The sequence below is a fragment of the Streptomyces sp. NPDC048636 genome (assembly GCF_040650655.1).
Classification (GTDB): domain Bacteria; phylum Actinomycetota; class Actinomycetes; order Streptomycetales; family Streptomycetaceae; genus Streptomyces.
The window spans coordinates 85,284-105,113 of sequence record NZ_JBEZHR010000001.1; the positions used below are offsets into that span (position 1 = coordinate 85,284).

A 19,830-nucleotide genomic window follows, 5' to 3' on the forward strand; every position below is an offset into this window, starting at 1 on the left:
CATGTCCTTTCCTCTGCTGACGGTCACGGCCGCGGTGCCCGCGCTCGGCGCCATCGCCACCGCCGCCGTGCCCGCCGCCAAGCGCGCCGCCGCCAAGTGGGTGGCGCTGGCCTTCTCGCTGGTCACGCTCGCCCTCGCGGCGATCGTGCTGGTCCGTTTCGACCCCGGGGGCAGCCGCTTCCAGCTCACCGAATCCCGGGCCTGGATCGCCGACTTCGGGGTCCGCTACGAACTGGGCGTGGACGGGATCGCGGTGGTCCTGATCGCCCTCACCGCGGTGCTCGTCCCGTTCGTCATCCTGGCGGGCTGGCATGACGCCGATCCGCTGGAAGGAGAGCGGCCCAACCGCCGCTGGCGGCCCACCCAGGGCTTCTTCGCGCTGATCCTGATGGTCGAGGCGATGGTGGTGATCTCCTTCGAGGCCACCGACGTCTTCCTCTTCTACATCTTCTTCGAAGCCATGCTCATCCCGATGTACTTCCTCATCGGCGGCTTCGGGGACCGGGCCGGCGAGCGGTCCGAGGAGGAGACGGCCACCCAGCGCAGTTACGCCGCGGTCAAGTTCCTGCTCTACAACCTGGCCGGCGGTCTGATCATGCTGGCCGCGGTGGTCGGTCTGTACGCGGTCACCGCCGATGACCTGGGCACCGGCACCTTCTCGCTCCAGCAGATCATCGAGGCGCGGGCCCACGGCGATCTCTCCATCGCGACCAGCACCGAACGGTGGCTGTTCCTCGGCTTCTTCTTCGCCTTCGCGGTGAAGGCGCCGCTGTGGCCGCTGCACACCTGGCTGCCCAACGCGATGGGGGAGTCCACCGCCCCGGTCGCCGTACTGATCACCGCGGTCGTCGACAAGGTCGGCACCTTCGCGATGCTCCGCTTCTGCCTCCAGCTCTTCCCCGAGGCCAGCAAGTGGGCCACCCCGGTGATCCTGGTGCTGGCGCTGATCAGCATCATCTACGGCGCGCTGCTCGCGGTCGGCCAGCGGGACATCAAGCGGCTGATCGCCTATGCCTCGATCTCCCACTTCGGCTTCATCATCCTGGGCATCTTCGCCATGACCACCCAGGGCCAGAGCGGAGCCACCCTCTATATGGTCAACCACGGGATCTCGACCGCCGCGCTGATGCTGGTGGCCGGGTTCCTGATCACCCGCCGCGGTTCACGGCTCATCGCCGACTACGGCGGGGTGCAGAAGGTCGCCCCGGTGCTCGCGGGCACCTTCCTGATCGGCGGTCTGGCCACCCTGTCGCTGCCCGGGCTCGCCCCGTTCATCAGCGAATTCCTGGTCCTGGTCGGCACGTTCAGCCGCTATCCGGTGCTCGGCGTCATCGCCACCGTCGGCATCGTGCTCGCCGCGCTCTACGTCCTGGTGCTCTACCAGCGCACCATGACCGGCCCGGTGAAGGCCGAGGTGCGCGGGATGCCCGACCTCAAGGCGCGCGAGCTGCTGGTGGTCGCCCCGCTCATCGCGCTGCTGATCTTCCTCGGCGTCTATCCCAAACCGCTGGCCGACATCGTCAATCCGTCGGTCGACCACACGCTGTCGGTGGTGGACAAGAAGGACCCCAAGCCCGACCACCCCGTTGACGCGGGCTGGTTCAGCTACAGCCCGATGCACGACGGTGCTTCCGGAGGTGCCAAGTGACCCACGCGGCCCCTGTCCACAGCCTGTGGACAACAGCGGCGGCGGCGCCCGACAAGATCCCCGCGCCGCATATCGAGTACGGCCAGCTGTCCCCGACACTGATCGTGCTCGGCGGGGCGATCCTCGGTGTGCTGGTCGAGGCGTTCCTGCCGCGCCGCCAGCGCTACGGCGCGCAGCTGTTCCTCTCCGTCGTCACCCTGGCCGCCGCGTTCGCCGCGGTCGTCGGGCTGGCCGCCGGGGACTACGGCACCGGCAAGGCCCATGTGGCGGCCATGGGTGCCATCGCGATCGACGGCCCCGCGCTCTTCCTCCAGGGCACCATCCTGCTGGTGGCGCTGGTCTCGGTGTTCACCTTCGCCGAGCGGCGGCTCGACCCGGTGGTGCACGGCAACCACGTCGACTCCTTCGCCGCGCAGGCGGCGGCGGTGCCCGGCGGTGACGCCGAAAAGGCCGCCGTGAAGGCCGGGTTCACCACCACCGAGGTCTTTCCGCTGGTGCTCTTCGCGGTCGGCGGCATGCTGGTCTTCCCGTCCGCCAATGACCTGCTGACCCTGTTCGTGGCACTGGAGGTCTTCTCCCTGCCGCTGTACGTGCTGTGCGCGCTCGCCCGGCGCCACCGCATGCTCTCCCAGGAATCCGCCGTCAAGTACTTCCTGCTCGGCGCCTTCTCCTCCGCGTTCCTGCTGTTCGGCATCGCCCTGCTCTACGGCTACGCGGGCACCGTCGGCTACGCGGGCATCGCGGATGTGGTCGACGGCCAGGTCCGGAATGTCACCCCGGCGCTCGCCGGGACCATGGGCAATGACGCGCTGCTGCTCATCGGCGGTGCCATGGTGCTGATGGGGCTGCTGTTCAAGATCGGCGCCGTGCCGTTCCATATGTGGACCCCGGACGTCTACCAGGGCGCCCCGACCCCGGTCACCGGCTTCATGGCGGCGGCCACCAAGGTGGCGGCGTTCGGCGCGCTGCTGCGGCTGCTGTATGTCGTGCTGCCCGGGCTGCGCTGGGACTGGCGGCCGGTGATGTGGGGCGTCGCGATCGTCACCATGCTGGGCGGTGCCATCGTCGCGGTCACCCAGACCGATGTGAAGCGGCTGCTGGCGTACTCGTCGATCGCCCACGCGGGGTTCATCCTCGCCGGTGTCATCGCCACCACGCCCGAGGGCATCTCCTCGGTCCTCTTCTATCTGGCCGCGTACTCCTTCGTGACGCTGGGCGCCTTCGCGGTGGTCACCCTGGTGCGGGACGCGGGCGGTGAGGCCACCCACCTGTCCAAGTGGGCCGGGCTCGGGCGCCGTTCGCCCCTGGTGGCCGCCGTCTTCGCGGTCTTTCTGCTGGCCTTCGCCGGTATCCCGCTGACCAGCGGCTTCGCCGGGAAGTTCGCCGTCTTCAAGGCGGCGGCCGACGGCGGCGCGGGTGCGCTGGTGGTCGTCGGTGTGATCTCGTCGGCCATCGCGGCGTTCTTCTACATCCGGGTGATCGTGCTGATGTTCTTCAGCGAACCCCGTACCGACGGTCCCTCGGTCGCCGTGCCGAGCGCGCTGACCTCGTCGGCGATCGCCATCGGTGTCGCGGTCACGCTGGTGCTCGGGGTCGCGCCGCAGTACTTCCTCGATCTGGCGGGTCAGGCCGGGGTGTTCGTGCGCTGACCACCCCTTCGGGGCCCCGCCCCGGCCGGACCACCGCCACGGTGCCGGCCGGGGCGGCGTTGCTTTCCCCTCCCGCCCCTTCCCGTACCAGGGGCCCCGCCCCTGAACCCCGGCCAGGGCGCCCCGCTAGGCGCTGGCCTTCGCCGCGTAGGCGCGGACATCGGCGTCCGGGTCCGAGTGGACCGTGGACAGGGCCTCCCGGGCGGCGGATTCGTGTGCGGCCAGGGGGAGCAGGGCCAGCACCGCCGCCTTGCGGACGTCGGCGTGCGGATCGGCCAGGGCACCCGCCAGCGCCGGGATGCCGAGCCCCGGCCCGGCGGCGGTCAGTGCCGTCGCCGCACCCTTGCGCACCTGCCACGCGGGGTCGTCCAGCGCCGCGACCGCCTCGGCGTCGAGCGGTGGCGGGCAACCGGCCGCCGCCAGCGCCGCCAGAGCGGCGGCCCGTACGTGCGTGTCCCGGTCGCGCAGCAGCGGAGCCAGCAGCTCACGTGCCTCGGCGGCACGGCCTTCGGCGGCGGCCAGCGTCGCCAGCGCACCCGCCGCCGCGACCCGTATCTCACGGGAGGCGTCGGCGGCGGCGGGTGCCAGCGCGTCGAGGGCGTCGACGGAGACCAGGGCCCGTACGGCCTGGAGGCGCACCTCGGTCACGGAGTCCGTCAACGCCCGGGTGAACAGCGGCGCTTCGCCGAGACGCAGCGCGCGCAGCACGTCGAGCGCCGCCGCGCGCACCGCCGGATCGGCCACCTCCAGGGCGTGGACCAGCGGCTCGCGCAGCTCCGGTTCGGGCGGCAGCACCTCCACCAGCTCGCGCAGCGAGGCGGCGGCTCCGGCCCGTACCCCGGCGTCGGGGTCGGCCAGCGCCGCCGCGAGCGCCGGACCGGTGCCCGGCGGCGCGGTCTCGGTGAGCGTGGCGACGGCGGACCGGCGGACCGCCGGATCGGGGTCGGCCAGATAGGGCCGGAGGGCGGACAGCTCCGGCTGCTCCTCGGCGAGGGCGAGGAGTTCGAGGATGCGCGGGGAGGCGGTGGCGGAGGTCCCGGGCCCCTCGGCGGAGGTGCCGGGCGCCCGCTCCGCCCCACTCGGCGCGGTGTCGCGCGGTCCGGCCGTGGCGACCTGCTCCGGGTGCACCTCGCCGATCCGCCGTGACGCCCCGCCGACCGGGGCGTATTCCGCCACCGGGACGAGGTAGGGCGCCACGGGCCGGGCGGTGAACTCCATCGCCCCCGACGCCGACTTGCGCAGATCCAGATGGTGCAGCCAGGCCGTGTCGTCGCGGAGCGGATGGTCGGTGCGCTCGTGGTACAGGCCCCACCGGCTCTCGGTCCTGGCGAGCGAGGAGCGGGCGGCCATCTCGGCGCAGTCGCGGATGAAACTCACCTCGGCGCAGCGCATCAGCTCATGCGGGGTGCGGGCGCCCATCGCGGCGATATCCCGGCGCATCCGCTCGAACGCCTCGACGGCGAGGGAGAGCCGGGCGCCGCTCTTGGGCGGGGCGACATAGTCGTTCACCATGCGACGCAGCTTGTACTCGACCTGGGGCTGCGGCGGGCCGTCGGGGTTCTTCAGCGGCGCGTAGATCAGCTCATGGGCGTCGGCGAGCTGGTCGCGCGGCAGTTCGCCCTCGTAACGGCGGTGCCGGGAGGCGTCGGCGCCCGCCAGATCGCCGAAGACAAAGGCCCCGATCATGTAGTTGTGCGGTACGCAGGCCAGGTCACCGGCGGCGTACAGCCCGGGGACCGTGGTGCGGGCGTGCTCGTCCACCCGTACCCCGGAGGCCGAATGGCCGCCGCACAGCCCGATCTCGGAGATGTGCATCTCCACGTCGTGGGTGCGGTAGTCCTGGCCGCGGCCCGCGTGGAAGGTGGCGCGGGTGGGGCGTTCGGTGGAGTGCAGGATGGACTCCAGCGCCGCCACGGACTCCTCGGGGAGATGGCTGAGCTTCAGATAGACCGGACCGCGCTCGCTCGTCACCTCCGCCGCGAACTCGGCCATCATCTGGCCCGACCAGTAGTCGGAGTCGACGAAGCGCTCACCGTGCCGGTTGACCTGGTAGCCGCCGAACGGATTGGCGACATAGGCGCAGGCCGGACCGTTGTAGTCCTTGATCAGCGGATTGATCTGGAAGCATTCGATCCCGGTGAGCTCCGCACCCGCGTGATACGCCATGGCGTAGCCGTCGCCCGCGTTGGTGGGGTTCTCGTAGGTGCCGTAGAGATAGCCGCTGGCGGGCAGGCCGAGTCGGCCGCAGGCGCCGGTGGCGAGGATGACGGCCCCGGCCCGGACGGCGACGAACCGACCGGTGCGGGTGTGGAATCCGGCGGCGCCCACGGCCCGGCCGCCGGAGGTGAGGACCCGCACCGGCATGACGCGGTTCTCGATGCGGATCCGTTCCCGCATCTCGCGGCGGCGCAGCTGCCGGTAGAGGACCTTCTTGACGTCCTTCCCCTCGGGCATCGGCAGGACGTACGAGCCGGAGCGGTGCACCTGGCGGACCGCGTAGGCGCCGTGCTCGTCCTTCTCGAACTTCACGCCGTACCGCTCCAGCCGCTGGACCATGGCGAAGCCGCGGGTCGCGGTCTGGCGGACGGTGGACTGGTCGACGATGCCGTCGTTGGCGCGGGTGATCTCGGCGACGTAGTCGTCGGGTTCGGCCCGGCCGGGGACGACCGCGTTGTTGACACCGTCCATGCCCATGGCGAGCGCGCCGGAGTGCCGGACGTGCGCCTTTTCCAGAAGGAGGACCGAGGCACCGTTTTCGGCGGCGGTGAGCGCCGCCATGGTGCCGGCGGTGCCGCCGCCGATGACGAGGACGTCGCAGGACAGCTCCTCGACCGTGTCGGGCGCGGGGACCTCCATGGTCTCCATGGCTTCCGTGACTTCCGTGGTGTCCATGGCCGGGCCTTTCACATACCGAGGGATTCGAGGACCTGGCGGCGCAGCGCCACGGTCGCGGCGGCGTCATGGGCGGTGTGCTCCCGCGGATGCGGTACGTCCAGCACCCGGCCGGAGTCCGCCGCACCGCCGAGCAGGGCGACGCGGTCACCGAGGAACAGGGCCTCGTCCACGTCATGGGTGACGAAGACGACGGTGGCGCGGGTCCCGCGCAACACCTCGACCAGCAGCGTCCGCATACCGGCCCGGGTCTGTGCGTCGAGCGCCCCGAACGGTTCGTCCATGAGGACCGCGCGCGGCTCGCCGACGAGCGCGCGGGCGAGCTGTACGCGCTGCCGCTGCCCTCCGGAGACCTGGTGCGGGTACCGCGTCAGATGGCCGCCGAGCCCGACCCGCTCCAGCCACTCCCCGGCGAGGGCGCGGCGCCGGGCCAGCGGTACGCCCCTTACGGCGAGCGGGAGTTCGACATTGGCGCGCACGGTGCGCCAGGGGAGCAGGGCGTCCTCCTGGAAGACCAGCGCCCGGTCGGCGTGCGGCCGGGTGACGGGCGCGCCGTCCTGGGTGACCCGTCCGCCGAGCGGTGGCAGCAGCCCGGCCAGGGTGCGCAGCAGGGTGGACTTGCCGCAGCCGGACGGGCCGACCACGGTGAGGAGTTCACCGGGTGCCACGTCCAGGTCGAGGCCGTGGAGGACGGCCGCGCCGGGGCGGCCGAGCGTGGCGTCCTCCAGACGCAGCCGGAGGCCCGGAGGTGCGGCGCGGTCGCCGGGCGGGGCGGGGGTGGTGGCGAGGCGGGGTGTGGTCACGGGGTGCCTGCTTCCTTGCGGCGCCGGGGACGGGGCGCCGCCGGTTCCGCGGCCCCGGTACGCGGCAGCCACCGGGTCAGCCGCCGTCCGGCCAGCTCGACCGCGGTGGAGGTGAGCCAGCCGAGCAGGCCGATGGTGGTCATGCCGACGAAGACGCCCGGATAGTCGACGATCGTGTAGTCCTGCCAGGTGCGGTAACCGACGCCATACGCACCGGAGATCATCTCGGCGGAGATCACACAGATCCATGAGACGCCGATACCGACGGAGAGCCCGCCGAGGATGCCGGGCAGCGCGCCCGGCAGCACCACGGAGCCCAGGACGCGCCACCGGCCGCCGCCCATGGTCAGCACCGCCTCCTCCCAGACCGGACTGAGCGCGCGGACCGCGTGCCGGGTGCTGACCAGCACCGGGAAGAAGGCGGCGGTGAAGGTGATGAAGACGATCCCCTGCTCATTGCTGGGAAACATCAGGATGGCCACCGGGACCAGCGCGATGGCGGGGATCGGGCGCAGCACTTCGAGGACCGGGCTCAGCAGGTCGGACACCAGGCGGGAGCGGGCGATGGCGGTGCCGACGGCCACCCCCAGGGCCGCGGCCAGCGCGAACCCGGTGAGGATGCGGGTGAGGCTGTCGGTGAGGTCCTGCCAGTAGGCGTCGGTGCCGAGCCGGTCGGAGAACTCCCGGGCCACCTCGGTCGCGGTCGGGAACTGCGCGAAGCGCAGCCAGAGGTTGATGTCCCGCGAGGTGAGCAGCTGCCACAGGCCGAGGGCGGCCAGCAGTGACCCGGCGCGCAGGGCGTAGCGGGGCCAGGGACGGCGGCGCGGACGCGGTGCGGCGGGGGCGGGGCGTGCGGGGGAGGACGGGGGCCGCAGCGGGGTCGTGGACGGGCTCATCCCGACTCCTTCAGGGCCGTGGCGTAGGAGACCGTGCGGGCGCCGGGGTGGGACGCCTTCCAGGTGCGGGCGTTGGCCGGGGTGACGAAGGCGCGCAGTCGGGAGCCGTCCTCGACCCAGACGGCCCGGTCCGCGTACCAGAGGGTGCCGGTGGCGGCATCGGGTACGTATCCGGCCCGGATCCGGTCGCGGTGGGTGCGCGCGAAGCGCAGCAGCTCGTCGGGGGTGCGGAAACTCCGGGTCCGGTTCTCGCCCTTCAGCCAGAGCTGGCTGGTCGGGGCGGGGGGTGTGGCGCGCAGCGCCTTCGTATAGGCGCCCGTGCTTCCGTACGCCCGTTTGAGATAGCGGTCGTCAACAAAGGAGTTCACGTCCACCGGGCCGACCAGTTCGGCCGCGCGCAGCACCGGGACGTCCTTCTTGAGGGCCGCTATCAGCCGGGGTTTCAGCGTCGGGTCGAAGGTGGCGATCCCGCCGTCGCCGTTGTAGAGGTAGACCACCTCCGGCGGCAGCCCGGTGGCCTTCGCGACCTTCTGGGCGGCGGGCAACGGGTGCTCGCGCAGATAGCGGGTCGCGTCGAGCTGGGCGGCGAGGAACGCCTGGACGACGGCCGGGCGCTGCCGGGCGAAGGCGTCGCGGGTGGTGACGCCGTGGAAGGTGGGGAGGTTCAGCCGCGCCCCGTCGTACAGGGCCTTCGCCTTGCCCTGGAAGGCCAGCAGTCCCGGCCAGGCCACGAACTGCGAGAGGGCGTCCACACTGCCCGCCTCGAGGGCGGAAGCGCCCACGGCGGGCTGCTGGTTGAGCTTGCGGACACCGTCCTCGGGGTCGATGCCGGCGCGCTGGAGGGCGCGTACGAGGGTGCCGTCGGCGGCCGAGCCCACACTGGTGGAGACTTGCTTGCCGCGCAGGTCGGACAGGTCGCGGAGATCGGAACCGGGGCGGGTGACGAGGGTGTTGAGTCCGCCGCGCGGGTTGTAGCCGGTGACGGAGACCAGCCGGGTCGGGGCGTTCAGCTGCTGACCGCGGCCGGAGTTGATCAGGAGCGGGAAGTCGCCCATCGAGCCGATGTCGACCTTTCCGGCCACCATCTGCGCCGTGATCGGCGCTCCGGTGGCGTAGTCCTGCCACTTCACCTTGTAGGTGTGGCCGTCGCGGCGGCCGAGGGCGCGCAGTTCGCGTTCGAAGGAGCCGAGCGCGCGCAGCAGGGTGCCCGCGGTCACGGTGTTGATGGTCTTGGACTGGTAGCCGACGGTGACGGTCACGGTCTTGCCGTCCGCCTCCGCGCCGCCGCCGCAGCCGGTGAGGGACAGCAGCAGTGCGCCGGTGGCGAGGGCAGCCGGGAGGGTGGTGCGCCGCATCGGGGAGCCTTTCACCTCAGGAGATAGGGCATGTTGACCGTGACCGCGCCGGTGGGACAGCGGGCGGCGCACGGACCGCAGTACCAGCACTCGTCCACGTGCATGAACGCCTTACCGCTGTCGGGGTGGATCGCGAGGGAGTCGAGGGGACACATGTCCACGCAGAGGGTGCAGCCGTCGATGCACTTCGACTCGTCGATCGTCACGGGCACGTCGGCACGCTGGGGCGCGAGAGGCATGGCTGTCTCCAGGGAGGGCGTTCGGAGCGGGTGTGTATGAGGGCGTCAGCCGGTGCGGCGCAGTTGGCCGCTCATGGTGATGCGGTCGCCACGGAACCGGATGAACTCCAGGTCCACGGGGCGGCCGTCGGACAGATGGGTGAGACGTTCCGTCATCAGGACGGCGGCACCGCGCGGTGCCTGAAGGACGGCGGCGGAGTGCGCGTCGGCGTTGACGGCCTCGAGGGTGATCTCGGCGGTGCCCAGATCCTGTCCGGTGATCTTCTCGATCAGCCGGAAGACATCGGTGTTCTCCAGGTCGGCGCCGAGGAGTTCGGCGCCGATGTCCATCGGGATATAGGTGAGGTCGAGGGAGAGCGGAAGTCCGCCCAGCCGCCGCAGCCGCTCGATATAGAGGACATCGGCGCGGGCGGCGACGCGCAGTCGGCCGGCGACACAGGAGGGCGCGGGCACGGGCCCGACCGTCCGTACCTCGTTGGTGACCCGGCCGTGCTCATGCAGGGTCTCGGCCAGTCCCATCAGCCGGTCGAGGCCATGCCGGTACTTCTCCGCCACGACCACCGTGCCCACCCCGGGCGACCGCTCCACCAGGCGTTCGGCGCGCAGCAGGTCGAGCGCCTGGCGCACGGTGTTACGAGAAGCGCCGTAGTCCGCGCCGAGCGCGTCCTCCAGCGGCAGTACGCCCTGGGGGAAGCCGCCGGTGAGGACCTGGTGGCGGAGCAGATCGGCGAGCTGTCGCGCCCGGTCGGCGCGGAGCCGGCGGCGGCGCGCGGCGGCGACCGGCGGGGCGTGCTCGCGGCTGCGGTCGCGGGTGCGTTCGGCTGGCATCGGCCGGCTCCGGGGTGAGCTGGGTGGGCGGCGGGTTGTGTCCGGACCATACCGAGGGGGTCGGCGCGATGGTGTTGCCACAGTGTTGCGCCACTTGACGGTGGCTTTGACACCGCCCCGACCTGCGGTTTCGTTCCCACTGACGGCAAGATCTGCCACTACGCGACGAGCCCCCCGGCGCATTCGCCGGGGGGCTCGGATTCCTTCGCGTCAGCTGTCGCCGAGGTTCAGCTGTCGTGGAGGTTCAGTTGTCGGGCAGGTCGGGCATACCGGTCGGCAGACCGGAGGGCAGCGACGTGGGGATGTCGGACGGGATGTCCTTCGGGGACGCCGTCTTGGTGAAGGTGTCGTTCTCCGAGAGCGCGTCCCAGTCGACGGTGAGCGTCTTGCCGTCGTTGCTCGGGGCCACGGTGCCCATGGTGCGGTCGGCGTTGCCGTCACTGCACTTGAGCATCAGCTTCTTCTCGCCGGTGTCGGTGTACTCACCGGAGCAGGTGTGCTTGCCCGCGACCAGGGCCGCCTTCTCACCGCTGATGGACAGCACCAGCGCCTCGTTGCCGCTCTTGGCGACGTAGGCGCCGGTCAGCTCGGCACCCGCGCCCCCCTCCGCCGGGGCGCTGGACTGCGAGGCCGACGGGGTGTCCTTGGAGGTGTCCTTCTTGCCATCGTCGCTGTCGCTGCCACAGGCCGTCAGCAACAGGGCGGCCGCGACCACCGTTCCGGCGAGGCTCGCTGCCTTGATCACGCACTTCTCCTCGATTGTTAGGGCAGGGGCACGACAACGTAGCAGCCGTTCAGGGCGTCGCCGGGACGACATGGCCGGTCACCTCGCCCAGACCGATGCGGGCGCCGTGCGGGCCGGGTGCCCAGGCGGTGAGCGTCACCTCGTCACCGTCCTCCAGGAAGGTGCGGGTGCTGTCCGCGACACGCACCGGATCCCGTCCGGACCAGGTGAGTTCGAGCAGACAGCCGCGCTCGGTGGGGCGCGGACCGCTGACCGTGCCGGAGGCGAAGACGTCACCGGTGCGCAGCGAGGCGCCGTTCACGGTCATATGGGCCAGTTGCTGGGCGGCGGTCCAGTACATGGCGGAGAACGGCGGGCGGGAGATGGTGTGGCCGTTGACGGCGACCTCGATCCGCAGGTCGAAGCCGAACGGTTCGGCGGCGGAGTCGTCGAGGTAGGGCAGCAGCGGGACATCGCGGGCGGGCGGGGCGGTACGGGCCGGGGCCAGGGCGTCCAGCGGGGTGATCCAGGCGGCGAGGGAGGTGGCGAAGGACTTGCCGAGGAAGGGGCCGAGGGGGCGGTACTCCCAGCTCTGGATGTCGCGGGCGGACCAGTCGTTGAGCAGACAGAGGCCGAAGACGTGGTCATGGAACCCGGAGAGCGGCACCGGTGTATTCAAAGGGGAAGGGGCGCCGACGACGAAGGCCACCTCCGCTTCGAAGTCGAGGCGGAGGGAGGGGCCGAAGACCGGAGCGGGGCCGGGAGCCGGAGCGGGGGAGGACGTATGGGACGAGGAGGAGTCCGCGGGCGGCAGATGCTGGCCCTGGGGGCGTACGACCGGGGTGCCGGAGACCAGGACCGTGCCGGCCCGGCCGTGGTAGCCGATCGGCAGATGCTTCCAGTTGGGGGTGAGCGCGTCGCCGTCCGGGCGGAACATCCGCCCCACGTTGGCGGCGTGGTGCTCGCTCGCATAGAAGTCGACGTAGTCGGCCACCTCGATCGGGAGGTGGAGGGCGAGGGTGGTGAGGGGGTGCATCAGGGGTTCGATGGTCGGCCGGTGTGCCGGGTTGGTCAGCCAGTCGAGCACCTCGGCGCGGACCGCCTGCCAGACCGGGCGGCCCGCGGCCATCAGCGGGTTGAGCGTGGCGGCGCCCAGCAGTTCGGCGTGTGGCGAGGCGGTGGCGGCCGCCGCTGCTCCCGCGTCCAGCACATGGCTCCCGTAGCGCACACCGATCCTGCGCAGATGCGGCGCATGCGGTGTGGTGAAGACGCCATAGGGGAGATTGTGCGGCCCGAAGGGGTCTCCTTCGGGCAGATCGAGCGGGCTTCGCTGCGGCATGGATGCTGCCTCGCCTTCTCCTCGTCACCGTGGTGGCCAGGCCACACCCTACGGCTCGCGGGACATGAGAGGAGGGGGCGACGGGTGGAGCCTAAAGAGATGGCAATGTCCGGATAGTCCTTGCTGGGGGCGGCAATTCCGAAGTAGCGTCCTTCATCAGGTCACACACAGTGGGGGGGCCACTGCGCTGAGGTGACCGAGGGGGGCTCGTGACGAGCACTGCCGTGCCGTATGCGCTGGACCGTTCCGTACCCGGACTGATCGTGAAGATCGGCGGCTATCCACTGCACCATGGGGGCGTCGGCGCCATCCGGTCCCTGGGCCGTCTGGGCATCCCCATGTACGCGGTGACCGAGGACCGTTGGACCCCGGCCGCGCTCTCGCGCTATCTCACCCGGGCCTTCGTCTGGCCGACCACCGGCAGGGAGCGGCCGGAGCGGCTGGTGGAGGGGCTGCTGCGGATCGGGCGGGCGATCGGCCGTCCGGCGGTGCTGCTGCCCACGGACGAGGAGGCGGCGGTGCTGATCGCCGAGCACGCGGATGTGCTCGCGGCGGACGGCCGGTTCCTCTTCCCCCGGGCGGAGCCCGGGCTGCCCCGGCGGCTGGCCAGTAAGCAGGGGCTGCACGAGCTGTGCGTCAAGCACGGGGTGCCCACACCGGAGGCCGCGTTCCCCGATTCGCTCGCCGACATCAAGGCGTTCGCGGTGCACGCCCGGTTCCCCGTGGTCGCCAAGAACCGGGAGGCGTTCGAGCGGCGGATGAAGCCCGCGGTGGGCGGCACCACCCGGATCGAGGGGCCGCGGGAGCTGCTGGCGCTGGCGCCGGAGTGGGGGCCGCGCCCCGGGGTGGTGCTCCAGGAGTATCTGCCGCGCGAGCACGCCGAGGACTGGATCGTCCACGGCTATGTGGACGCCCGGAGCACTCCGCTGGCGCTGTTCACCGGGGTCAAGGTGCGGTCCTGGCCGCCGCACGCGGGCATGACGGCATGTGCGTATGTGGTGGACAACAAGGAGCTGGCCCGGATGGCGGCCCAGTTCATCAAGCGGATCGGGTTCAGCGGCATCATCGATCTGGACTGGCGCTTCGACCGGCGCGACGGCCGGTACAAGCTGCTGGACTTCAACCCGCGGATGGGAGCGCAGTTCCGGCTCTTCGAGAACCGGGCGGGGATCGATGTCGTCCGGGCCCAGCATCTGGATCTGACCGGGCGTGAGGTGCCCGAGGCGGAGCAGATCGGCGACCGGCGCTTCCTGGTGGAGAACATCGACCTGCCCGCACTGCTCGCGTACCGCCGGGGCGGTTACACCACACCGCACGCACCGGCCAGACCCAGCGGTACCGAGCTGGCCTGGGCCGCCCGCGACGATATGCGGCCGTTCTTCACCATGCTGGCCCGCTCCGTGCGGCCCGGCGCGGCTCAGCTGTACCAGCAGTGGCGCGCCAAGAACAGGTAACGCCTTGGGGAGGGGTTTTGTGAACGATCCGGTAGCAGTCATCGGGGCCGGTCCGTACGGTCTGTCGACCGCCGCCCACTTACGCGCCCGCGGTCTGCCGGTCCGCGTCTTCGGGTCGCCGATGGTGAGCTGGCGCGAGCAGATGCCCGCGGGCATGCTGCTCAAGTCCACACCGGCGGCGTCCCATATCGACGCCCCGCAGCCGGGGCACTCCCTGTTCGACTACTGCCGGGCGACGGGCGGCAGACGGTATGAGTCCGACTGGGACATCGTGCCGGTCGAGACCTTCTCGGCCTATGGACTCTGGTTCCAGCGGCGGCTGGTGCCGGACCTGGAGCAGGTGCGGGTGGTCTCCGTCGACCGGCGGGGCGGCCGGTTCGAGCTCAAGCTGGACTCGGGGGAGCAGTTCACCGCCCGTGCCGTCGTGGTCGCCAGCGGGCTGAGCGGGCTGGCCCATCTGCCGCGTCCGCTCGCCGCCGCCGTGCCCGACGGCCCCTCCGCCGCGGGCCCGGTCTCGCACAGCTCCCTCCACCATGACCTCGGGCGGTTCGAGGGACAGCGGGTGGTGGTCGTCGGCGCCGGACAGTCCGCCCTGGAGAGCGCGGTACTGCTGGCGGAGGCGGGCGCCGCCGAGGTGCGGGTGGTGGCCCGCGGGGCCCGCGCGGTCGGCTTCGGCGCCCCGCCGGACCGCCAGCCGCGGCTGCGGCCCGAATCGCCCTTCGGCCGCGCCTGGTCGCTGTACGCGCTCTCGTACCACGCGGTGGGGTTCCGCAAGCTGCCCGCGTCCGCCCGGGAGTACCTGGTCCGCAGGGTGCTGGGGCCCAAGGGCGCCTGGTGGCTGCGGGACCGGTTCGCCGGCCGGGTGCGGGTCACCCAGGGGCAGCACATCCACCGGGCGGAGGTGGACGGCGACGGGCGGCCGGTGCTCTCGCTGCGCGGTGCGGGTGGCCGGGTCGGCGAGCTGGCCGCGGACCATGTCATGGCGGCCACCGGCTACCGGATGGACCTGGCCGCGCTGGGCTTCCTCGGCCCCGAGCTGCGGGCCGAGGTGGTCACCTCCGCCGGGGGACCCTGGCTGGACGCGGGTTACCGCTCCTCGGTGCCGGGGCTGTACTTCACCGGGCTGCCCGCGGCGGCGAGTTTCGGCCCGGTGATGCGGTTCGTCTGCGGCACCGCATACGCGTCGCCGCGGCTGGCGAAGGCGGTGGCGGCCGCCCACGGATGAGGCGAGGAGGGCCCGTTCCCCGGCCGTTCGGCGAACGGCCGGGGCGTGGGAGGAATGATCTGCTGGTGATCGAGGTACCGCGAGGGGATGCCGGTCGCTCAGGGGCATGGACGCTGTGAGGCGCACGAGGCGGGAAGCCGCCCACAGTGATCGATACCCGACCGGATACGCTGCCTGTTGGTGAAGGCAGCGACACATCGACATTCCGCGTGATCGTAGGCAGACAGGAGTACCCCGTGAGCGTCATCGGGCCCCTTGGGCTGAGCGTGCGGGACCAGACTCTGGAAGCCGACACCCAAGCCGGGCTGACGGCTGTCGAAGAGGGCCTGTTGGAGGCCACCAAGAGTGATGTGCCCTTCATCACCGAGGCCGCACAGCATCTGGTGCGGGCCGGCGGGAAGCGGTTCCGTCCGCTGGTGGTGCTGCTCGCCGCGCAGTTCGGCGATCCGCACGCACCCGGAGTGGTGCCTTCCGCCGTGGTCGTCGAGCTGACCCATCTGGCGACGCTCTACCACGACGATGTGATGGACGAGGCCGAGGTGCGGCGCGGGGTGTCCAGCGCCAACGCCCGCTGGGGCAACTCGGTGGCGGTCCTCACCGGCGACTTCCTCTTCGCCCGGGCCTCGCACATCCTGGCCGACCTCGGCCCGGAGGCGGTCCGGATCCAGGCCGAGGCGTTCGAGCGGCTGGTGACCGGCCAGATCCTGGAGACCGCCGGACCGCGCGACGGCCAGGACCCGATCGAGCACTATCTGGATGTGCTGGCGGGCAAGACCGGCTCACTGATCGCCGTCTCCGGACGGTTCGGCGCGATGATGTCCGGCGCCGACGAGTCGATCGTCAACATCCTGACCCAGTACGGCGAGCGGCTGGGCATGGCCTTCCAGCTGGCCGATGACGTCCTGGACATCGCCAGCGACAGCCATGAGTCGGGCAAGACCCCCGGCACCGATCTGCGCGAGGGCATCGCCACCCTCCCCGTGCTGCGGCTGCGGGCCCGGGCGGCGGCCAGTGGGTCGGCCGAGGACCGCGAGCTGTGCGAGCTGCTCGCCGGAGATCTCACCGACGACGCCCGTCACGCCGAGGTCCTGCGGCGGCTGCGCGCCCACCCGGCGCTGGAGGAGGCCCGCCGGGACACCCTCCGCTATGCGGCGGAGGCCCGTTCGATGCTGGCACCGCTGCCCGCGGGCCCGGCGAAGGCCGCCCTCGAGGGGCTGTGCGACGCGGTGGTGCACCGCGCGGGCTGACCCCGCCCCGATGCGCCGTGGCCTCTCCCCGGCGGCGGCCTCCTCCTGGCGGTGGCGTCCCCCAAGCGGCGGGCTTCCCCTAGGGGCTCCGTATGCCCCGGGGTCTCCCGTGGAAGTACGGGCTCACCCGCGCGGCGCCGGTTGTCATACCCGAGCATGAGAGTGCACTTGATCCCTCGGGCTGACGCCTCGAGGCGGTCGATTTGGTGGGATGAAACCACCACCACAGGGCGGGAACGGGCGACAATGGCCCGAGAGGTGGACGAGTGCAGGCTGACAACCGCCGCCCACGACGGAGGTAGAGCACACATGGCACGGATCCGACCGACACAGGTCGCGGACGATGGCTTCTGGGACGAGGAGCGCCCGACACGACGTACGAAGGCCGCGCGGTACGCCGTTCCGGTCGGGGTCGCGGGTATAGCCGCGGCCACGATCGGGCTGGTCCCGGCGCTTGCCAGCAGCGGTGACCCCGATCTGCCGAAGATCTCGGCGGAGCAGCTCATCAGCAAGATGGCCGCCTCGGACACCGAGCGGCTGTCCGGCTCGGTGAAGATCACCACCGACTTCGGACTGCCCTCGCTGCCCGGCGGCGCCTCCTTCTCGGACCTCGGCGGCGGACCGGGCGGGGACGGCGGCGACGGCTCCTCGGCCGCGCCCGAGTCCAAGCTGATGGAGCTGGCCTCCGGTTCGCACACCCTGCGGGTGGCCGCGGACGGCCCGGAGCGCCAGCGGGTCTCGATCATCGAGAACGCCGCCGAGTACAGCCTGATCCACAACGGCGACGAGACGTGGGCGTACGACAGCAAGTCCAACGCCGTCCTCCACTCCACCGCCCCGAAGGGCGCCGGAGCCAAGGAGGACCACCGCCGCGAGCTGCCGAAGGACCTCAAGGAGGTCACCCCGCAGGAGTTCGCCAAGCAGGCGCTCGCCTCCGTGGACGACACCACGGACGTCTCGGTCGACGGCACCACCCGGGTCGCCGGACGGGACGCCTATGAACTGCTGATCAAGCCGAAGTCGGACGAGACCACGGTCGGCTCGGTGCGGATCGCGGTGGACGCGGACAACGGCACCCCGCTGAAGTTCACCCTCACCCCCAAGAGCGGCGGCAAGGCCGTGGTCGACGCGGCCTTCACCAAGGTCGACTTCGCCAAGCCCGGGGCGGGCACCTTCGACTTCACCCCGCCCAAGGGCGCCAAGGTGACCGAGGAGAGCGACAACCGGCGCGGCGCCCAGGACGGTATGCACGGCAAGCAGGGCAAGAACGCGCGGGACGCCCTGTCCGGCCTGAAGGTGACCGGCGAGGGCTGGGACAGCATCGCCAGGCTCGACGGCCCCCGCGGCACCACCCCCGCGGCCCCCGGCAAGGGTGACGGTGGAGCGGGCAAGGAGGGTGGGGCCTTCCTCGACGGCCTCGGCAAGAAGGTCACGGGCGACTTCGGCTCCGGCCATGTCTTCAGCACCCGCCTGGTGAACGCGCTGCTCACCGACGACGGCAAGGTCTTCGTCGGCGCTGTCGACAAGGACGCCCTGGTCGCCGCCGCCAACAAGGCCAAGTGAGCCGCACGGCCGACTGAACCGGCGGTAAGCACCACATACCGGTATGCACCACACCGGTACGCACCACACAGCAGTACGCACCACAGCGGTATGGCGAAGGGGAGCCCGTGGAGGAAACCGGGGCCGCGGTCGAGACCCGCGGGCTCACCAAGCGTTACCGGGGCGGTCAGCTCGCCGTCGACGGGCTCGATCTGACCGTGCCGCGCGGCAGTGTCTTCGGCTTCCTCGGGCCCAACGGCTCGGGGAAGACGACGACCATCCGCATGCTCATGGGGCTGATCGAGCCCACCTCCGGGGCGGCCCGGCTGCTCGGCGAGCCCATGCCGCGCGCCGCCCGGACCGTGCTGCCCAGGGTCGGGGCCCTCATCGAGGGCCCCGCCCTCTACGCCTATCTGACCGGCCGGGACAATCTGCTGCGCTACGACGCCGCCGACCCCACCGCCGATCCGCGTACCCGCCCCGCCCGCGTCGCCTCCGCCCTGGACCGGGTGGGGCTCGGCGCGGCGGCCGGGAAGAAGGCGCGCGCCTACTCGCTCGGGATGAAGCAGCGCCTCGGCCTGGCCGCCGCCCTGCTCCAGCCGCGTGAGCTGCTGGTCCTGGACGAGCCGACCAACGGTCTCGATCCGCAGGGGATGCGCGAGATCCGCAGTCTGGTGCGGGAGCTGGCGGCGGAGGGCACCACGGTCTTCCTCTCCTCCCATCTGCTCGACGAGATCGAGCAGGTCTGCACCCATGCGGCCGTCATGGCCCAGGGCAAGCTGATCACCCAGGGCACCGTGGCCGAGCTGGCCGCCAGCAGCCGCGGCCGGCTGTCGGTCACCACCCCCGATCCGGCGGACGCGGTCCGCGTCCTGAAGGAGTACGGGGTGACGGATCTGGTGGTGCTCGACGAGCGGATCGTCGGTGAGCTGCCCCAGACGCCGCTGGAACTGGCGGATCTCAACGCCGCCTTGGTACGCGAAGGGGTGCGGGTCCGGGCCTTCGGCACCGAGCGCGCCTCGCTGGAGGACGCCTTCGTGGCGCTGACCGGGGAGGGATTCGATGTCGCGGGCTGACGCCGGAACGCCGGAGGCACCGGCGGCACGGCGGCCGAGTCCGTTGTGGACGCTGGCCCTCTTCCGCAGCGAGCTGACCACCACCTTCCGGCGCTGGCGGACCGTGGCCCTGCTCGGGGTGCTCGCGGCCGTCCCGGTCCTCATCGGCATCGCGGTGAAGATCGAGACCAGCGACGGCGGCGGGATCGGTCAGGGTGGCGGGGGCGGCGGGGGCGAGGGCGAGGCCCCGGCGTTCTTCTCCCAGATCACCAACAACGGGATCTTCCTGGTCTTCGCCGCGCTGGCGGCGACGCTGCCCGTCTTCCTGCCGATGGCGATCGGTGTGATCGCCGGTGACTCGATCGCGGGCGAGGCGAGCTCGGGCACACTGCGCTATCTGCTGGTGGCGCCCGCGGGCCGGGCCCGGCTGCTGCTGGCCAAGTTCACCACCGTGCTGGCCTTCTGCCTGGCGGCGACCCTGGCGGTGGCCGTGACCGGACTGGCGACCGGGGCGCTGCTCTTCCCGCTCGGGGATTTCACCCTGATCTCCGGTACCACCGTCTCCTTCGGTGACGGGCTGGTGCGGGCGCTGGGCGTGGCGGCGGTCGTGGCGCTGTCACTGGTGGGGGTCGCGACGCTGGGCGTGTTCATCTCCACCCTCACCAACAGCGGAGTGGCGGCGATGGCCACGACCGTGGGGCTGGTGATCACCACGCAGATCCTGGACACCATCCCGCAGCTGCACACGATCCACCCGTATCTCTTCCCCCACTACTGGCTGAGCTTCGCGGATCTGCTCCGGGACCCGGTCTACTGGGACGACCTGGTCAAGAATCTGGGGTTGCAGGGGCTGTACGCGGCCGTGTTCGGCTCGGCGGCCTGGGCCCGGTTCACCGCGAAGGACATCACGGCCTGAGCCGACCGGGCCGAACAC

At 71.7% G+C, this 19,830-nt stretch carries 16 protein-coding genes; 8 read left to right on the top strand and 8 right to left on the bottom strand.

What is annotated here, in order from left to right:
• Position 1 precedes the first annotated feature (1 nt).
• Together AB0C66_RS00415 and nuoN are read left to right on the top strand one after the other, a co-directional pair.
• On the top strand, positions 2 to 1,648 hold the full coding sequence (locus AB0C66_RS00415; RefSeq protein ID WP_362430962.1) for an NADH-quinone oxidoreductase subunit M: 1,647 nt from the start codon (positions 2 to 4) through the stop codon (positions 1,646 to 1,648).
• On the top strand, positions 1,645 to 3,297 hold the full coding sequence (gene nuoN, locus AB0C66_RS00420; protein ID WP_362430965.1) for an NADH-quinone oxidoreductase subunit NuoN: 1,653 nt from the start codon (positions 1,645 to 1,647) through the stop codon (positions 3,295 to 3,297). The genes AB0C66_RS00415 and nuoN overlap by 4 nt, the downstream gene beginning before the upstream one ends.
• A gap of 126 nt (positions 3,298 to 3,423) precedes the next feature.
• Here nuoN and AB0C66_RS00425 read toward each other — a convergent pair whose 3' ends face one another.
• From AB0C66_RS00425 to fahA, 8 genes are all read right to left on the bottom strand, one after another.
• On the bottom strand, positions 3,424 to 6,162 hold the full coding sequence (locus tag AB0C66_RS00425) for a fumarate reductase/succinate dehydrogenase flavoprotein subunit (protein WP_362433256.1): 2,739 nt from the start codon (positions 6,160 to 6,162) through the stop codon (positions 3,424 to 3,426).
• Between the two features lie 38 nt (positions 6,163 to 6,200).
• A complete protein-coding gene (locus AB0C66_RS00430) occupies positions 6,201 to 6,992 on the bottom strand; it encodes an ABC transporter ATP-binding protein (RefSeq protein WP_362430967.1) in 792 nt (263 codons plus the stop codon).
• The gene (locus AB0C66_RS00435) at positions 6,989 to 7,888 is read right to left on the bottom strand and encodes an ABC transporter permease (protein ID WP_362430970.1); all 900 of its coding nucleotides are present in this window, start codon (positions 7,886 to 7,888) and stop codon (positions 6,989 to 6,991) included. The genes AB0C66_RS00430 and AB0C66_RS00435 overlap by 4 nt, the downstream gene beginning before the upstream one ends.
• Positions 7,885 to 9,243, bottom strand: a complete 1,359-nt coding sequence (locus AB0C66_RS00440) for an ABC transporter substrate-binding protein (protein ID WP_362430972.1) — start codon at positions 9,241 to 9,243, stop codon at positions 7,885 to 7,887. Before AB0C66_RS00440 ends, AB0C66_RS00435 begins: the two co-directional genes overlap by 4 nt.
• A gap of 11 nt (positions 9,244 to 9,254) precedes the next feature.
• Entirely contained in the window at positions 9,255 to 9,482 is a 228-nt protein-coding gene (locus AB0C66_RS00445; RefSeq protein WP_362430974.1) for a ferredoxin family protein, read from the bottom strand.
• 45 nt (positions 9,483 to 9,527) lie between these two features.
• A complete protein-coding gene (locus AB0C66_RS00450; protein WP_362430976.1) occupies positions 9,528 to 10,310 on the bottom strand; it encodes a GntR family transcriptional regulator in 783 nt (260 codons plus the stop codon).
• 244 nt (positions 10,311 to 10,554) lie between these two features.
• Positions 10,555 to 11,055 carry a hypothetical protein gene (locus tag AB0C66_RS00455; protein ID WP_362430978.1) on the bottom strand — a complete coding sequence of 167 codons (501 nt, stop codon included), beginning with the start codon at positions 11,053 to 11,055 and terminating at the stop codon, positions 10,555 to 10,557.
• 49 nt (positions 11,056 to 11,104) lie between these two features.
• The gene (gene fahA / locus AB0C66_RS00460; protein WP_362430980.1) at positions 11,105 to 12,373 is read right to left on the bottom strand and encodes a fumarylacetoacetase; all 1,269 of its coding nucleotides are present in this window, start codon (positions 12,371 to 12,373) and stop codon (positions 11,105 to 11,107) included.
• 209 nt (positions 12,374 to 12,582) lie between these two features.
• Between fahA and AB0C66_RS00465 the strand changes: the two genes are divergently transcribed.
• The 6 genes from AB0C66_RS00465 (at position 12,583) to AB0C66_RS00490 (ending at position 19,812) form a co-directional block, all read left to right on the top strand.
• Positions 12,583 to 13,827, top strand: a complete 1,245-nt coding sequence (locus tag AB0C66_RS00465) for an ATP-grasp domain-containing protein (RefSeq protein WP_362430983.1) — start codon at positions 12,583 to 12,585, stop codon at positions 13,825 to 13,827.
• A 19-nt stretch (positions 13,828 to 13,846) separates the two neighbouring features.
• Positions 13,847 to 15,052, top strand: coding sequence for an FAD-dependent oxidoreductase (locus AB0C66_RS00470; protein ID WP_362430985.1), 1,206 nt, complete (start codon positions 13,847 to 13,849; stop codon positions 15,050 to 15,052).
• Between the two features lie 236 nt (positions 15,053 to 15,288).
• Complete coding sequence (locus tag AB0C66_RS00475; protein ID WP_362430988.1) at positions 15,289 to 16,299, top strand: polyprenyl synthetase family protein; 1,011 nt, start codon at positions 15,289 to 15,291, stop codon at positions 16,297 to 16,299.
• A 309-nt stretch (positions 16,300 to 16,608) separates the two neighbouring features.
• Complete coding sequence (locus AB0C66_RS00480) at positions 16,609 to 17,862, top strand: DUF2092 domain-containing protein (RefSeq protein ID WP_362430990.1); 1,254 nt, start codon at positions 16,609 to 16,611, stop codon at positions 17,860 to 17,862.
• A 107-nt stretch (positions 17,863 to 17,969) separates the two neighbouring features.
• A complete protein-coding gene (locus AB0C66_RS00485; RefSeq protein ID WP_362430992.1) occupies positions 17,970 to 18,917 on the top strand; it encodes an ABC transporter ATP-binding protein in 948 nt (315 codons plus the stop codon).
• Complete coding sequence (locus AB0C66_RS00490; RefSeq protein WP_362430995.1) at positions 18,904 to 19,812, top strand: ABC transporter permease subunit; 909 nt, start codon at positions 18,904 to 18,906, stop codon at positions 19,810 to 19,812. Before AB0C66_RS00485 ends, AB0C66_RS00490 begins: the two co-directional genes overlap by 14 nt.
• The last annotated feature ends 18 nt before the right edge of the window (positions 19,813 to 19,830 follow it).

Bases quoted from the DNA above. Each gene is read 5' to 3' on its own strand.
- AB0C66_RS00415 (WP_362430962.1), top strand. From the start codon at position 2: ATGTCCTTTCCTCTGCTGACGGTCACGGCCGCGGTGCCCGCGCTCGGC.
- AB0C66_RS00425 (WP_362433256.1), bottom strand. From the start codon at position 6,162: ATGGAGACCATGGAGGTCCCCGCGCCCGACACGGTCGAGGAGCTGTCC.
- AB0C66_RS00435 (WP_362430970.1), bottom strand. From the start codon at position 7,888: ATGAGCCCGTCCACGACCCCGCTGCGGCCCCCGTCCTCCCCCGCACGC.
- AB0C66_RS00440 (WP_362430972.1), bottom strand. From the start codon at position 9,243: ATGCGGCGCACCACCCTCCCGGCTGCCCTCGCCACCGGCGCACTGCTG.
- AB0C66_RS00445 (WP_362430974.1), bottom strand. From the start codon at position 9,482: ATGCCTCTCGCGCCCCAGCGTGCCGACGTGCCCGTGACGATCGACGAG.
- AB0C66_RS00450 (WP_362430976.1), bottom strand. From the start codon at position 10,310: ATGCCAGCCGAACGCACCCGCGACCGCAGCCGCGAGCACGCCCCGCCG.
- fahA (WP_362430980.1), bottom strand. From the start codon at position 12,373: ATGCCGCAGCGAAGCCCGCTCGATCTGCCCGAAGGAGACCCCTTCGGG.
- AB0C66_RS00480 (WP_362430990.1), top strand. From the start codon at position 16,609: ATGGCACGGATCCGACCGACACAGGTCGCGGACGATGGCTTCTGGGAC.
- AB0C66_RS00490 (WP_362430995.1), top strand. From the start codon at position 18,904: ATGTCGCGGGCTGACGCCGGAACGCCGGAGGCACCGGCGGCACGGCGG.